The following is a 14,657-nucleotide window of genomic DNA, read 5'->3' on the forward strand; positions in this document are numbered from 1 at the left end:
ATACTTATTATTAAAGTGGGGATAAGCGTTGCAAATTCAAGCTACCTCACTATAAAAGGCGCAACAGTTTCACAAATGCCACATAAAAAAAGACACCTTGTGAATAGGTGTCTTTTTGTCGCCGATATAAGCAGAAATTAAATCAATATTGCCTTAAAGTTGTCTTGAGCTACTTATGCAAACTTGGTTTTGCTTTGCCTTTATTCTTAGGTACAGCGCCTTTTACACCAACCAATGGCATGCCAGCGCCTTGCCAGCCGCCAACACCGCCTTCTAATCGATAAACATCGTCTTTACCAATCATTTGAATAGCGGCGCCTGCTTGTGCGCCCATATCGCAGATAATAATTACTGGATGCTCAATCGCACGGATTTCTTCAATGCGGTCTTTTAACTCAGCGAAAGGTATGTTGCGGCTGCCTTGAATATATCCTAAGGCAAACTTCTTTTTGTCGCGGATATCAATAAGCTGCGCATTTTGGGAGTTAACCATCATACCAAGGGTGTTGGGCGATATTTTTCTGCCGCTACGTTTGTTTTCAAGGGCAAAAAATAGCACAGCAAGTACGGCTAATATACCAAATAAAAACGGGTGGTTGCCCACAAATTCCAGCGCACGATCCAAACCATACCTCCAAAAAAATAAGTGTTCTATTAAGCTGAGAATGCAGCCTAACGAATTGAACAAGGCGCTATTATACCGATTAGACCGCCCATAGTAAACGTGTGATGACCAACCTAGCGTTTAACGATTAATAAGACAGCTATTAATAAGGCTTAGTATCTGCCTCTTCTCTTAGTGTAATCAGGTTTTCTACGCGGCGCTGCAACACATCACCGTTAGCCACCGCTTTCCATAGCGCGCAGCCTTTACTGTTATGGGTGTGGCGACAGTCACGGAATTGACAGTCACCCGCAAGCGGTGCCAGCTCAACGAAGCCTGAGATGATATCATCAGGCGTCAAATGCCAAATACCATATTCACGAATACCGGGTGTATCGACGATACCACCTTGGGTTAAGTCGTTTGGATTGAATGGCAGCAAGCGGCTAGTGGTCGTGGTGTGTTGACCAAGCTTCGAGTTTTCCGAGATGATATTGACGATTTGACCAGAGGCTGGCAATAGCGCATTGATTAAACTGCTTTTACCGACACCAGACTGACCTGCAAAAATAACCAGTTTTTTATCGATATAGCGTTTTAGCTCATCAAGGCCTTCTTGCTCGTCACTGTCCGCAATGTTTTCAGGACAATCAACTGAGGTCAAGACATTTTCATAACCAAGCGCGGCATATTGTGCCAATAATTCATTGGTATCGACACCGTTCTCTTGTGCCAGTAAATCGGATTTATTCAGCACCAATAGCGGCTTTACGCCAGCATGATGGCAAACGACTAAGTAGCGATCAATTAACGTGGGAGCAGCGGCAGGCAGCGGTGCAAAAACGATGGCCAGAATATCGACATTGGCTGCGACCGGCTTGAGTTTGTGATAACGGTCAGGACGTGACACAAGAGAAGTGCGCGGTTTGACCGATTCAATACGTCCAAACCCTGTGTTAGAGTCAGCATTCCAGCGAACTTGGTCGCCCGCTGCCAGCATCGGCAGGTTAGTACGTACATGACAACGCCAGATATCGCCCAATGCGAGCGTCTGCCAAAATGGCTCAGGATCATCAGGCGCAATTTCTGGTTGTACTGGTATCACGGTAGGCAGGCTGGTGACTTGCACTTCTAGTTGCTTGCCATAATGCGCCATGACCACGCCATCCATCAAACTGTCATCGACGCTGTCTTGGCTTGCCAGCTGCTGTTTGTCGATGCGACGAATCTGTTGTTTAGTCAGCTTGCGTTGCCGGATTAATGCCATGGGTTTTTGACCTATTAAAAAATATTGCTAAGTGTAGCGTGAAAATTTGCTAACATACAGCCTAAAGCGTCTGTGGCAGACAGTGGTTTTGTAATAATTTGGATTTTTCAAATATCACAAGCGGACAGCTGCATAGTAATATTGTCAAAATATTGCTTTATATATTTGCTTTATATGATGAAAATGACGCCAAAGTTGTTTTAAACTTTATTGAATATAGGATATTTTATGGCTACCGATGACCATCCCAATAAGATTAAAATTAGAAATCAAGGCAAAAAAGGGCTGGTATGGATTGACCTAGAAATGACCGGACTTGATACCTTAAATGATGAAATTATCGAGATCGCTACTGTCGTTACTGATGAAGATTTAAATGTCCTTGCTGAAGGCCCAGTGTTTGCGATCAAAGTCTCTGACCGTGTCTTAAACGCAATGGATGACTGGAATACCAAACAGCATGGACAGTCAGGATTGGTAGACCGTGTGCGCCGTAGTACCGTGACGCTAGCAGAAGCAGAAGCTGAGACGATTAAGTTTTTAAACAAATGGGTAGATAGTGGCAAGTCGCCAATGTGCGGCAACTCAATCTGTCAAGATCGCCGTTTTATGGCGCGGCAAATGCCTGAATTAGAAAGATTCTTTCATTATCGCAATCTTGATGTGTCATCGATCAAGGAGCTTTGCTTCCGCTGGCGTCCTGATATCTTGAGAAATTTTGAAAAAGGTGGCAGCCATTTAGCATTGGATGATATTCGTGATTCTATCCGTGAGCTAAAGCACTATCGCCAGCATTTCTTTCAATTGATGCCTTAAAGCTGCCTTAAAGTCTATTTACTTTAAAGGCCATATAGTCTATTTACTTCAAAGACGGTACAGGGCGATTGGAGTGAATTTTTCGTTGCCTCTGTATTAGCAGCCAGCAAGAAAAACTCATACCAGTCGCACGTGGCTATTAACGTATCGATTTCATTTAAAAATTTCTATAAAAAAAGGGTCTGTTGATGATACAACAGACCCTTTTTGATTTTATGTGAAACGTGCTCACATGGATTTTATGAAACGCGTGCTGTAAATTCAACCAGTCCAAATTCATCATCATGATGATTTGCGCTGTCATCTACTGTTACTGCGCCGATCACCGCGACAACCTTTGCCTGACGTTTTTCTTTATCCAATAATCGCCAATCACCAAGCACATAGCGCGTTTTATCATTGGTGGTTTGATGGATGTCTGGACGATGGGTGTGCCCATGTAGCAAGGCATCGCTATCGGTCATTGCTTCTATTACCGCCTCATCGTTTACATCCATGATGTAAGCCGCTTTATTGGCATTGTTTTTTTGGCTTTTTTGGCGCATTTTATTCGCAATCGCCAAACGCTTCGCTAATGGCTTATGCAGCAGATACCATTGTGTCAAACGATTGCGCATGACTCTGCGAAAAAACTGATACTTTTTATCATCGGTGCATAAAGCGTCGCCATGCTCTAAACGATATTTCTGCTGTCCGACCGCTAAGGTATAAGGCTCAAAAATCAGCTCACCACCGAACAGATTACAAAAAAGTTGACCCAACAAAAAATCGCGGTTGCCATGCATGACCAATATCTCGCAACCATTGATGCGTAGCTTTTTTAATTTAACGATAATCGGTGTTAGCCAATGCAGGGTGCGCGCGTCTTCTGATAGCGATAAGTAAACGTCATCACCCAACCACACATCAAACCAATCACCTAAGATAAACAAGCGTTTGAGAGCGGGCAGAGCAAGGCAGTCATCAAGCAGCGTCAAAAAAGCCTGCACTAAGGCAGGCTCATCTAACGATAAATGCAAATCGCTAATCAATACTTGCCGCACTTGATGAGGGCGGGTCGTAATTAGGTGATTAAAACTCTGCATTTATCTTTATCCTTATCGTATGGTGAGCATTACCCAACGAATTCTATTGAACAATGCTTACCAATCCACAGTGACTTAGTGATTGCTAATTATTAATGATTAATTACTGAGTAATAATAGTCGCAGATTTGATGACTACTGGCTCTTTTGGTACATCAGCATGCATGCCAAAACGACCTGTTGGTACGCCGCGCATTTTTTCGATGACGTCCATACCGCTTGTGACTTTACCAAATACGGTATAACCCCAACCTTGCATGTTTTTGCCAGAATGATTTAAGAAATCATTGTCTTTTACGTTAACAAAAAACTGGCTGGTGGCTGAATGCGGATCTTGCGTACGCGCCATCGCAATCGTACCTTTGTCGTTTTTTAGACCGTTGTCTGCTTCGTTTTCGACAGGGGCATTGGTTGGTTTTTCATTCATCTCAGCGTCCATTCCGCCGCCTTGAATCATAAAGCCATCAATGATGCGATGAAAAATCGTACCGTCATAATGACCTGATTTTACATAGTTTAAAAAGTTTTCTACTGTTTTTGGTGCTTTTTCTTCATTGAGTTCGATAACGATCGCACCCATACTGGTTTCAAGTTCTACTACTGGTGGCATGTCTACCATGGGATATTCCTTTTTAATTGCAGCACCTTTAATGGCACTGTCGAGAGTGGTTGATAAAAAGTCATGAGTAGTCTAACGGCTTTTTTAGCCTGTGTCATGTATCAGGCTGTTAATGCGTTTGCAAAAACTGATAGAATGACGCAACTTTACACGCTTTTAAGCACTTTTGATAATAAGGGTCTAGGGCATGTCATCAATTAGCACACTTAATCATTTAGTGGTCCTAAAATGTCTAAATTTTGCCAAACATCGTCAAATAGCTGGTTAATATCTCGATATTATCTGCGTTACTTTCCTTGTTTGACTGCAATTTATCTCATTTTAAGCCTCACAATCTAAATAGATGATACGCCCTAGCAGCTTGGTTTACTTAATCCACTGTTTTTATGACCCACATTTTATAACCCCGTTTTATTTTAATATAGTCGATCCACTATAAAAGAGCACAGTACTACTGGGATAAGTTTTGCGCCGCCTCTGTCTGCAATGGCACAGCAAGCAAGGAAAATTTATTCCTGTAGCGCATGGTCATATTTGACCTTATTTTATTTATGAATGACTATAGTTTAGTCTGTATTTTCCATGATGCGTGATGGCACGCACCATGAACTGATAATTTGCGTTAGGAGCAATGCCCAATGAGTGAGCACTCAAGCAACAATGCACAGAAAGATGAACAAAAAAATGACTTTATTCGCAATATTATTCGTGACGATGTCAATGCGCAAAAATACCAGCAAATTGTGACACGGTTTCCACCTGAGCCAAATGGCTACTTGCATCTTGGTCACGTAAAATCTATTTGTCTAAACTTTGGGGTTGCCAAAGAGTTTGGTGGTGTTTGCAATCTGCGTTTTGATGACACCAACCCAACCGCAGAAAAGCAAGACTTTATCGATAATATAGAAAGCGATGTGAAATGGTTGGGCTTTGAGTGGGCAGGAGACGCGCATCATGCCTCAGGCTACTTCGATCAGCTGTATGCTTGGGCCGTGCAGTTGATTGAGCAAGGCAATGCTTATGTAGACTTGCAGTCACCTGAACAGATGAAAGACAATCGTGGCTCGTTTAATGAGGCAGGAACGGCCTCGCCGCAACGTGATGCTAGCGTTGATGACAATCTAGCACTTTTTAATGAGATGAAAGCAGGCAAGTATGCTGAGGGTAAAGCGGTTCTGCGTGCCAAAATCGATATGGCAAGCCCTAACATGAACCTGCGCGATCCTGTTATCTACCGTGTCATGCATCAAACGCATCATCAAACGGGTGATAAATGGTGTATCTATCCCATGTATGATTTTGCTCATCCGCTCTCTGATGCCATTGAAGGTATCACCCATTCATTGTGTACGTTAGAGTTTGAAGATCATCGTCCATTTTATGATTGGATTATTGAAAAAATCGGCTTTGAAGTACCGCCGCATCAGTATGAGTTTAGCCGCTTAAATGTTGACCATACGTTGACCAGTAAGCGCAAGCTCAAGCAATTGGTCGATGAAAATATCGTCAGTGGTTGGGATGATCCGCGTATGCCAACTATCGCTGGTATGCGTCGCCGTGGTTATACAGCAGAGGGCCTGCGTGACTTTTGTGAGCGTGTCGGCGTGACCAAAGTAGACAGTGTCGTTGATTTTCGTCTATTAGAATTTAGTATTCGTCAGTCATTAGAGACGACGACTGCGCGTGGCATGGCAGTGCTCAAACCACTAAAAGTGACGATTACGAACTTTGCAGAAGCGGTCAGTCAGTGGGAAGTGCTAAAAGCGGAGAGCGTCAATGCCCGCTTTGATGAGGCGTCGCAAACCTTATGGCTGACTCAGCCGAACCATCCTAATGTCGATATGGGCGAACGTGAAATTCCTTTCACCGAGACTTTGTATATCGATCAAGGGGATTATGAGATTGAGCCGCCAGCTGGCTATAAGCGTCTTTCACCCGAAAAACCAGAGATTCGCTTGCGTAATACCTATATATTGGCAGTGACTGAGCATGTCCTAGATGACGCAGGCAATGTCGTTGAGCTAAAAGCGACCATTGATCCGACGACATTGGGTCAAAACCCTGAAGGTCGCAAGGTCAAAGGAGTGATTCATTGGGTATCGGCGAGCCAAGGTGTGCCTGCGACGGTACGTATGTATGAGCAGCTATTTAGTGTTGAAGACCCAAGTAGCGCAAGTGACGTGCATCAAGTGCTAAATCCAAACTCATTGACTGAGGTTGCGGCAGTGGTTGAGCCCTCTTTAGTCAATGCAGATGCTGGCACGCGCTTCCAGTTTGAGCGTGAAGGTTATTTCATCTCTGACGCAGTAGAGCATACCAGCGACAAGCCAGTATTTAACCAAATTGTGAGCTTGCGTGATAGCTATAAACCTGCTTAATCTATAAATTAATAATGTTGGGCTATTACCTGACAATAGTAGTTTGCAAGCCCGCCCATTTCTAGTACGCTAGGGATGGGCTTTTTTGTGAATAAGTATAAATTTTAACAATATAGGTTGAGGGTTAAACGAATGGCAAAGTTTTTGAACAGTAGTGGTACGACTTATCATCTAGAGGAATTGATTAAAAATGCGTCTGATAGATTGATTATCATTAGTCCATATCTCAAGCTCAATGAGCGCATTAAAGAGCTGCTAGAAGACCGTAATCGTCTCAAAATTGACATTCGTATTGTTTATGGCAAAAACGACTTACATCCAGAAGAGATTAATTGGCTAAAAACCTGACCTTTATCCGTACCAGCTTTTGCAAAAACTTGCATGCCAAATGCTACCTGAATGAAAATGAATGCATCATTACCAGTTTGAACCTTTATGAGTTTAGTCAGGTGAATAATAATGAGATGGGCGTACTGATTTACCGTAATGAAGACGCCAAATTGTATGCTGATACTTATGAAGAAGCGCAGCGTATCATCCGAATTAGTGATGAGGTGAGAATGTCCCTTGAAAAAGTCACCGAAACTGATAATAAAGCCACTTTCAATAATAGCACCGCTAACAGTAATTCGAATACGGCGGTTACTCCTGCTACAGAAGCAGCAACGCCCAATTACTCTAAGCTAACAACGGCTAAACTTGCCAAAGAGTTGGGTTTTAAGACGCAGGAGTTAAACGATAAGCTTCTTGCCGCAGGATATTTAGTGGAGCAAGAAGGCGAGTTAGTCTTGACCGATGCGGGTAGTGCGGCGGGCGGCATAAATAAAAAAGGTAAATTCGGTGATTTTTGTTTGTGGGATTCTGGAATGGTGGTTTAAATCTTTAAAAAATTAGTACAAATCAGTCGATTCAATGGCGTAATATTAATTAGCTAAGAGTAGGGCGTGTCCTCATTTTAAAAATGGTCACAAAAATGAGATAAATTGCCGTCAAACAAGGAAAATAGCGCAAATAATATCGGGATATTAATCAGCTATTTGACGATGTTTGGCAAAATTTAGCCATTTTTAGCCCATTTAGATACAGTCGCTTGAATTGAGGACACGCTCTAGATATCAAAACGGGCTTACCCTCATTTTTAGGATGAATATAATGCTAAATCTCATTACGGGTCAAAAAGCTAAGTTTACTGATGCAGGTATCGCGCAGCAGTTTACTTTGGTGGTGGAATTGATGACCAATAGCGCGGTTATAGACGTAGCGTGCTTTGGGCTGGATGGTCAGCAAAAGCTGGCAAGTGATGATTATATGACTTTTTATAATCAGCCAAAGACGCCATGTGGGGCAGTCAGTTGGCAAGCGACAAATCAGCAGCAGCGCTTCGATATCGATCTCAATAAACTGCCTAATACGATAGATTATCTAGTATTGACTGCGACCATTGATGGGCAAGCCACCATGCGAGAGCTTGGTGCTAGTAAAGTAACATTAGAGCAAGCAGGGCAAACGTTAGCCACTTACAATTTCGATGGCAGCGGCTTTGATAGTGAACGCGCCATCATGCTACTACAAGTCTATCGCAAAAATGAGGTTTGGCGCATTAACGCGATTGGCCAAGGTTTTAGTGGTGGTTTGAGTGCGTTAGTCACTCATTTCGGTGGTGAAGTGGCGGATGATAATAGTAGCTCGACACACCCTAATTCAGAAAGAACGCCGTCTACTGATATTCCCGACAGTCAGTCAAAACCCTTTAATTTAAAGAAAGTCACATTAGACAAACCTGGTAGTGAGCATCGAATTAATCTTACCAAAGGAAGTAGTGATCATTTAATAGTAGAAGCGATATGGATAGATAATGGTGATGCCAGCGCCAATAATGATGACTTGGATTTGCGCGTTGGCATATTGGCACAGAATGGTAAAGCGATGAGCTATGTCCATGCACCAGAGCAAAGCGGTAGTTTGAGCCGTATGCCTTATATTGAGCATCAAGGCGATATTAAGGTTGCTAGTGCCAATGAGCCGGGAAAAGAAACCGTTTTGGTCAGCTCAGACATTGCTAAACATTATGGTGGTAAAGTCGCGCTGGTATTTTCAGTCTATTCCGCTGTATCCAATGGCGCAGTCTCCATCGCCTCCTTGCAGCCCAAAATGCGGATGCAATATAAAGATCAAATCATAGAATGTGTCTTTAACATAAAAGCGTCACCTAAAGCCAAAAGCAATCTCGTATATACCTACGTCATCGGCATCGCCATTATTGATGAGCAGGGTATTACCTTGCAACATTCAGGGGAGACCAGTAAGCGTATGAGTGAGGCAACGCCGCAGTTGGCATGGAAGGGCGATAAGATTGAGTTAAAAATTGATGGTGCACCTATGTTTAAATCTGGCTAGCGTTGAGTATACGCTGATATAGTCGATCCACTATAAAACAAACACAGTGCTACTGGGATAATTTTTTCGCCGCCTCTGTCTGCGCAGGCACAGCAAGCAAGGGAAATTTATACCAGTAGCGCATGATCAGGTTTGTACTTATTTTATTTAGAGCTGACTATAGGCTAATGAGTCGTCATCATCCATTGTGATCTTATTTGCAAACGGAATAACTGCATTACAATCCGTCACAAGACATTTATAACCAGTTTGTTAAGATGAAATAGGTTTTTCCTGACGGGTACTAAGTTGCTTATGATAGCAGTACACGTCAATGATAATAATAGAGCGCACGACTTTCTTTAGATCTTTGGGTATTAACCTTGAAATGTTAATCCTTATATATATTTTAAATATTAGACTTTAGATGCTAGCGCTCATCACTAACAATAGCTAAGGAATTAAGCATGGCACATTTACGTTTAGGCGATAGCGCACCAAATTTTGACGCCACTACCACAGAAGGCGATATCAACTTTTATGATTGGGCAGGCGACAGTTGGGTGGTTTTCTTTTCTCATCCTGCCGACTATACGCCAGTTTGTACCACTGAGCTTGGTCGTACTGCGGCATTAGGCGGCGAGTTCCAAAAGCGCAATGTGAAGCCAATCGCTTTATCAGTTGATGGATTAGAAGATCATAAAGGCTGGGTTAGCGATATTGAAGAAACTCAAGGGACTGCGGTCAACTTTCCTATTATTGCTGATTCTGAGCGCACCGTGGCCAATCTTTATGACATGATTCATCCTAATGCGGATAATACAGCGACGGTCAGAAGTGTCTTTATCATTGATCCGAACAAAAAAGTACGCCTGACTTTAACGTATCCAGCCAGCTGTGGCCGTAATTTTGACGAGATTGTACGAGTCATCGACGCGATGCAGTTGTCTGATAAATACAATATCGCTACGCCAGTGGATTGGAAAGACGGCGATGACGTTATTATTCCGCCAAGTGTAAAAAATGAAGACATCGCCGCCAATTATCCTAAAGGCCATACAGAAATTAAGCCTTATTTGCGCACCACACCTGCACCTAACAAATAAATAAATAAATAAAGGAAGCATGTGTTTAATTGCTTAAAATAAAAAGCCCTATGACTTACTGTTGTGGGGTTTTTACTATCCAACTTTTATTAGTCAGCTTTTATTAGAGCCGTAAGCTCGATAAGGTTTTGCTATGATGAGCAGAGTAGGCTATAACTGTTATATAACGTATTATCCATACGTTATTATGCAATAACCATAATAAAGCCAATCAGTGTTGAATCGCTTTGAGACCCCATTAAAAGGAATTTACTATGAAAAAATTATATATAACTCGTACCGCGCCCAATCCTCGCAAAGTCCTCATTTTGCTTGCCTCAAAAGGTATCGATGTCGATGATATGGATGATCTCGATGTGATAGATATTGATTTTGCTGCCAGAGAGCAGTTTTCAGAAGAATTTACTAAGATTAATCCCATGCAGACAGTGCCAGTATTAACCCTAGATGATGGCACGGTGCTCAATGATTCGCAGGCAGTGTGTGAATATCTTGACCGCGTTTATGGTGAACGTTCGGTGATGGGCAATGATGTGGTTCAGCGTGCGCAGGTTTGTTCAATGCGCCGTATTGCCGAGTTTGAAGTGTTATATAACTTGATGTTGGCTTTTCAACACAGCCATCCGTCAAAAGCGCAACGTGTTGAACAAGTACCAGAATTTGTAGCGCCATCCATTGCCCGTGCTATCAAAGCTTTGGCATATTTCGAAACAAATTTAGAAGGTCATGAGTATTTGGTTGGCAATCAGCTGAGCTTTGCTGACATCGTGCTGTACTTGGGATTGGATTTTGGTAAAGCGTTAAAAGTAGATCCTACTGCCCACGGTTCGAATCTTGCGCAGTTTTATGAAAGAATGCATGAACGGTTTAGCATTAAAAAAATGGCAAAAGCTAAAACTGCCAATGAAAGTAATTAAAAGTTAGGGCATGTCATCAATTAGCACACTTAATCATTTAGTGGTCTTAAAATGGCTAAATTTTGACAATGTTTGCCTGCAATTTATCTCATTTTAAGCCTCACAATCTAAATGATGACACGCTCTAGTTACTTTTCCATATCTCAAAATTATCTATAATGTGCTGTCTTAATTATTTGGTATGATTTTCAAATAACTAAGGCAGTTTTTTTATGTTGTTGGATTGAGAAAAGACTACATAGTCGGTGAAAAGTTAAATCAATACATCCGCAGTACCGTAGCGTTTTTAAAGAGTTTTGAATACAGTTACTATAGACATGTAAAATAAAACATTTTGTTACGGATACGATAGACAGCAGCGCTATAGTAATTAAGTTATTGGTTTTGATAACTATACACATAACTATTTTCTGCGCTGTAAAAAAGCTTTTTTGCGAAAAGAGCAACAACGAGGCATAACTATTATGACACTATCTTTTAAATCGTTGTCCTTTAAATTGGGTGTGCTATCAATTATGGTGTCAGCAAGTTTGGCGTTAAGCGCGTGTCAAGAATCCTTTTCGTCACATGAGCAAGAGTCAAAGAAAGGCGCTAACACTATTAATAATAAATCAGATACAGCCTCTAATGTAGATCCGATAATAGACGATTTTACGCCAGACAAGGTGAGCGCTGAACAAAAAATGATTGTCAATCTTGCGAATTATCGTTGGACACTAATGTCAGCGGCAGACAATAATGCTCAGTCCCTAAGTAAGCTGATGGACATTAAAGACAAGGTGAGATTGTCCTTTGGTCAGTACCAAGGAAAAAATACCTTAAACTATAGTGTTGGCTGTAACACGGTAAGCGCTGCCTATCAATTGCAAGGTTCAGTTTTAACCATTGGAGATAGCATGAGTACTAAAATGTCATGTGGTGATCTTAATATGGTTGAAAATAATTTGATCAAACTGATGCAAGGTAATAGCCAGTTAGTATTAAATAGAGATGACGATTCTAAAGATGATCAGCCGATAGTAACGCAAGTAACGAGCGAAGCCACTACTTTAGTTTGGGAAGGTAGGCTCACGGCGCAAGCTAAGTATAATAGTAAAGGTGAAACCGTATTTTGGGCGGTAAATGCTCAAATGATACCTTGCGAAGACAACAGCTCCCAGCTGTGTCTACAAGTTAAACCGATTACTTATGATGATCAAGGTATTAAAAATAGCGAAGGTAAATGGACGCCATTTGCAGGTGACATTGATGGCTATCAACATGATGGCAAAAATGACGAAATATTGCGTTTACAGCGTTATCAGTTAGATACTAGCGAAAAGGCAGATGACAAAGCGCCAAGTACATCAGATGAATCCTATGCTTATGTATTAGACGCCGTGATTGAAAGCTCTATAGTCAATCCACTATAAAAGAACCACAGCGTTAACCTCGCTTGACGTATCAAATATACATCTATAGTCAAAACATTCTAAAAACGCTACGATACTGCTGATATCAATTTTTTACAGCCTCTGTCTGCGCAGGCACAGCAAGCAAGAAAAATTGATAGTAGCAGTGCGTGATGTATCGATTTAACTTTTCACCGACTATATATTACTCAAAAACGCACTATTATGTGCGTTTTTTTATGAGACTGTTCCTTTAACGCAAATTACCAAGATCTTCCTCAGTCAAACGCCAACGGCCTTTTTTCTTAGAAGCACCGCGTCCACGCATGGCACTATTTAGCAGTAGCTTATTCATAGAATGACTTGAGTGCGCATGACAAATGGCGCAGGCAAGACCATCGGCAGCATCTTGTTGTGGTACAAAATCTAGTGACAATATCCGACACACCATTTCTTGCACTTGCTCTTTTGCCGCTGCGCCATAACCGCAAACCGCCTGTTTAATCTGGCGCGCCGTATATTCTGATACTTCCAAATCCAATGCCACCAAGGCTGCAATAGCCGCGCCTCGTGCTTGCCCAAGCTTAAGTGCAGAGTCAGGGTTTTCTGCCATAAATACTTGCTCAATCGCCGTATAAATGGGCTCATCGGCATATTTTAGATGATGCTGAGTGATGCGCGTCAAGCCATTGAAAATCCGTTTAAGGCGTTCAGGCATCTCTTTGGTATCCGTACGAATGGTACCTGCATCAATATAAGTCAGTTTATCGCCCGTTTGTCGAACGATACCATAACCCGTCATACGTGAGCCTGGATCAATCCCGATAATAATTGCCATAGTGTTCCGTCTTGCTTTCATTTTGTTTTATGGCTTAAAAATGAGCCGTAAGTTTGATAGTATAGCAATCAATCCCCATATACATCATATGTTAGCCATTTTAATTTGTATGGCGCTTCACTTTTTAGCTTTTACTTTATAGGACGACACTTTATGGGTCAGATAGTTGGTATTGCCATCGTTTGGTTTATTATCGAGATGCTGCTGTGGTATTTACTTGCTCAGTTTATAAGCGGCTGGTGGGTATTTATTTGGTTTATTATCGCCGCTGTTATCGGTATCTCACTCATTCGTAAAGGTATGGCCTCTCTCAATCCAATGGCGCAGCAAATGAAAGCGGGTGGCATGATGAATCCTGCCATGCGTCCACCAGAATCGACCATGATGAAAAGTGTGGCGATGGCGGCAGCTGGTATTTTGCTGCTCATTCCTGGTGTGCTGAGCGACTTGCTTGCCTTATTGGTTGTGTTGCCACCTGTACAAAAGAAACTAAAAGATGTGGCTAATAATTACGTCATGAATAACCAGCAAAAAATGATGGAGATGATGGCGAAGCAAATGGGTGGAAAAATGGGCGGCGGTCAAAACCCATTTGGCGGTGCTGGTGGTATGGGTGGTCAAAACCCATTTGGCGGGGCAGGCGGCATGAATAGCCAAAACCCTTTCGGTCAGCAACAACAAAACCCGTTTGGTGATGTTTTTAAACAGCATACAACCGTTGATGGTACCGCCAAAAACATTCCCAAAGATGTCAAAAAAATTACCAAATCTGCTAATGATGAGTAATTATCAGAGAGTTGATTAGTTAAAATCAGGCATAAAAAAAGCCCCTTACGTCTATGACGAAAGGGGCTTTTTGGTGGTCGTAATGAATTTTTATAAATTATTGGTTATAAATAAACCTAGTGAATATAAATAAAGCAATTACTAACCGAATATAACAACCGAAGTGCCGCCGTAAGATGGTGACCCATGAACCGTGAAGTTCAGGGCGGATGCGTCACTACCTCGGCAGGTTTCCTGATACACCGCAAGCGGTGCAGGCATACACAATGAGGTAATAGGTACCACATCCTGGTAAAGCATTATCGGCTCAGGGAATAAACATCTACTAGCCAACACTTCAGAATATAATTATCTTAACCAATGGATTGAATGATTGCAAGTATGATTTACAGATTGATACGTGACTTCAATAATGAGTATGATTGGCACTAATCTTTTACTACATTTTCAGTAAAGTGTAGGTATACAAAAAAC

The 14,657-nt window shown here is 41.9% G+C and carries 12 protein-coding genes, 1 other RNA gene and 1 pseudogene; 8 read left to right on the forward strand and 6 right to left on the reverse strand.

Going from position 1 to position 14,657, the window contains the following annotated elements; genetic code table 11:
* Window positions 1-169: 169 nt before the first annotated feature.
* Both JMX48_RS08015 and rsgA read right to left on the reverse strand, forming a co-directional pair.
* A complete protein-coding gene (locus JMX48_RS08015) occupies window positions 170-625 on the reverse strand; it encodes a rhodanese-like domain-containing protein (protein WP_201536414.1) in 456 nt (151 codons plus the stop codon).
* Window positions 626-767: 142 nt separating this feature from the next.
* Window positions 768-1,871: a ribosome small subunit-dependent GTPase A gene (gene rsgA, locus JMX48_RS08020; protein WP_201536416.1), complete on the reverse strand. Its 1,104-nt coding sequence runs from the start codon at window positions 1,869-1,871 to the stop codon at window positions 768-770.
* A 228-nt stretch (window positions 1,872-2,099) separates the two neighbouring features.
* Between rsgA and orn the strand changes: the two genes are divergently transcribed.
* Window positions 2,100-2,687, forward strand: coding sequence for an oligoribonuclease (orn, locus tag JMX48_RS08025; protein ID WP_201536418.1), 588 nt, complete (start codon window positions 2,100-2,102; stop codon window positions 2,685-2,687).
* A 239-nt stretch (window positions 2,688-2,926) separates the two neighbouring features.
* Here the strand turns inward: orn and JMX48_RS08030 are convergent, their stop codons facing one another.
* Together JMX48_RS08030 and JMX48_RS08035 are read right to left on the reverse strand one after the other, a co-directional pair.
* On the reverse strand, window positions 2,927-3,772 hold the full coding sequence (locus tag JMX48_RS08030; RefSeq protein ID WP_201536420.1) for a UDP-2,3-diacylglucosamine diphosphatase: 846 nt from the start codon (window positions 3,770-3,772) through the stop codon (window positions 2,927-2,929).
* 103 nt (window positions 3,773-3,875) lie between these two features.
* Window positions 3,876-4,391: a peptidylprolyl isomerase gene (locus JMX48_RS08035; protein ID WP_201536422.1), complete on the reverse strand. Its 516-nt coding sequence runs from the start codon at window positions 4,389-4,391 to the stop codon at window positions 3,876-3,878.
* A 638-nt stretch (window positions 4,392-5,029) separates the two neighbouring features.
* Between JMX48_RS08035 and JMX48_RS08040 the strand changes: the two genes are divergently transcribed.
* The 6 genes and pseudogenes from JMX48_RS08040 to JMX48_RS08065 all read left to right on the forward strand — a co-directional run bounded on the left by JMX48_RS08040 (window position 5,030) and on the right by JMX48_RS08065 (window position 12,580).
* On the forward strand, window positions 5,030-6,769 hold the full coding sequence (locus tag JMX48_RS08040) for a glutamine--tRNA ligase/YqeY domain fusion protein (RefSeq protein WP_201536425.1): 1,740 nt from the start codon (window positions 5,030-5,032) through the stop codon (window positions 6,767-6,769).
* A gap of 132 nt (window positions 6,770-6,901) precedes the next feature.
* Window positions 6,902-7,647, forward strand: a pseudogene (locus tag JMX48_RS08045) (phospholipase D family protein).
* 274 nt (window positions 7,648-7,921) lie between these two features.
* Entirely contained in the window at window positions 7,922-9,166 is a 1,245-nt protein-coding gene (locus JMX48_RS08050) for a TerD family protein (RefSeq protein WP_201536428.1), read from the forward strand.
* A 446-nt stretch (window positions 9,167-9,612) separates the two neighbouring features.
* Window positions 9,613-10,251: a peroxiredoxin gene (locus tag JMX48_RS08055; RefSeq protein ID WP_201536431.1), complete on the forward strand. Its 639-nt coding sequence runs from the start codon at window positions 9,613-9,615 to the stop codon at window positions 10,249-10,251.
* A 254-nt stretch (window positions 10,252-10,505) separates the two neighbouring features.
* Window positions 10,506-11,168, forward strand: a complete 663-nt coding sequence (locus JMX48_RS08060; protein WP_201536434.1) for a glutathione S-transferase family protein — start codon at window positions 10,506-10,508, stop codon at window positions 11,166-11,168.
* Window positions 11,169-11,632: 464 nt separating this feature from the next.
* Complete coding sequence (locus JMX48_RS08065; RefSeq protein WP_201536437.1) at window positions 11,633-12,580, forward strand: META domain-containing protein; 948 nt, start codon at window positions 11,633-11,635, stop codon at window positions 12,578-12,580.
* A 232-nt stretch (window positions 12,581-12,812) separates the two neighbouring features.
* Here JMX48_RS08065 and ruvC read toward each other — a convergent pair whose 3' ends face one another.
* A complete protein-coding gene (gene ruvC, locus JMX48_RS08070; RefSeq protein ID WP_201536440.1) occupies window positions 12,813-13,397 on the reverse strand; it encodes a crossover junction endodeoxyribonuclease RuvC in 585 nt (194 codons plus the stop codon).
* Window positions 13,398-13,550: 153 nt separating this feature from the next.
* Here ruvC and JMX48_RS08075 point away from each other — a divergent pair, with 153 nt between their 5' ends.
* Window positions 13,551-14,183 (forward strand): FxsA family protein, encoded by a 633-nt coding sequence (locus tag JMX48_RS08075; protein ID WP_201536443.1) that lies wholly within the window; start codon window positions 13,551-13,553, stop codon window positions 14,181-14,183.
* Window positions 14,184-14,334: 151 nt separating this feature from the next.
* On the opposite strand, the gene ssrS is transcribed toward JMX48_RS08075, so the two are convergent.
* A non-coding RNA gene (gene ssrS / locus JMX48_RS08080) (6S RNA) lies at window positions 14,335-14,530 on the reverse strand.
* Window positions 14,531-14,657: the final 127 nt, after the last annotated feature.

It is taken from the genome of Psychrobacter immobilis (assembly GCF_904846225.1).
In the GTDB taxonomy this organism is placed as follows: domain Bacteria; phylum Pseudomonadota; class Gammaproteobacteria; order Pseudomonadales; family Moraxellaceae; genus Psychrobacter; species Psychrobacter immobilis_F.

What these genes read in the sequence shown, in the direction of transcription:
- rsgA (WP_201536416.1), bottom strand. Translation starts at nt 1,871, where the DNA reads ATGGCATTAATCCGGCAACGCAAGCTGACTAAACAACAGATTCGTCGC.
- JMX48_RS08035 (WP_201536422.1), bottom strand. Translation starts at nt 4,391, where the DNA reads ATGGTAGACATGCCACCAGTAGTAGAACTTGAAACCAGTATGGGTGCG.
- JMX48_RS08055 (WP_201536431.1), top strand. Translation starts at nt 9,613, where the DNA reads ATGGCACATTTACGTTTAGGCGATAGCGCACCAAATTTTGACGCCACT.
- JMX48_RS08065 (WP_201536437.1), top strand. Translation starts at nt 11,633, where the DNA reads ATGACACTATCTTTTAAATCGTTGTCCTTTAAATTGGGTGTGCTATCA.
- JMX48_RS08030 (WP_201536420.1), bottom strand. Translation starts at nt 3,772, where the DNA reads ATGCAGAGTTTTAATCACCTAATTACGACCCGCCCTCATCAAGTGCGG.
- ruvC (WP_201536440.1), bottom strand. Translation starts at nt 13,397, where the DNA reads ATGGCAATTATTATCGGGATTGATCCAGGCTCACGTATGACGGGTTAT.
- orn (WP_201536418.1), top strand. Translation starts at nt 2,100, where the DNA reads ATGGCTACCGATGACCATCCCAATAAGATTAAAATTAGAAATCAAGGC.
- JMX48_RS08075 (WP_201536443.1), top strand. Translation starts at nt 13,551, where the DNA reads ATGGGTCAGATAGTTGGTATTGCCATCGTTTGGTTTATTATCGAGATG.
- JMX48_RS08050 (WP_201536428.1), top strand. Translation starts at nt 7,922, where the DNA reads ATGCTAAATCTCATTACGGGTCAAAAAGCTAAGTTTACTGATGCAGGT.
- JMX48_RS08040 (WP_201536425.1), top strand. Translation starts at nt 5,030, where the DNA reads ATGAGTGAGCACTCAAGCAACAATGCACAGAAAGATGAACAAAAAAAT.
- JMX48_RS08060 (WP_201536434.1), top strand. Translation starts at nt 10,506, where the DNA reads ATGAAAAAATTATATATAACTCGTACCGCGCCCAATCCTCGCAAAGTC.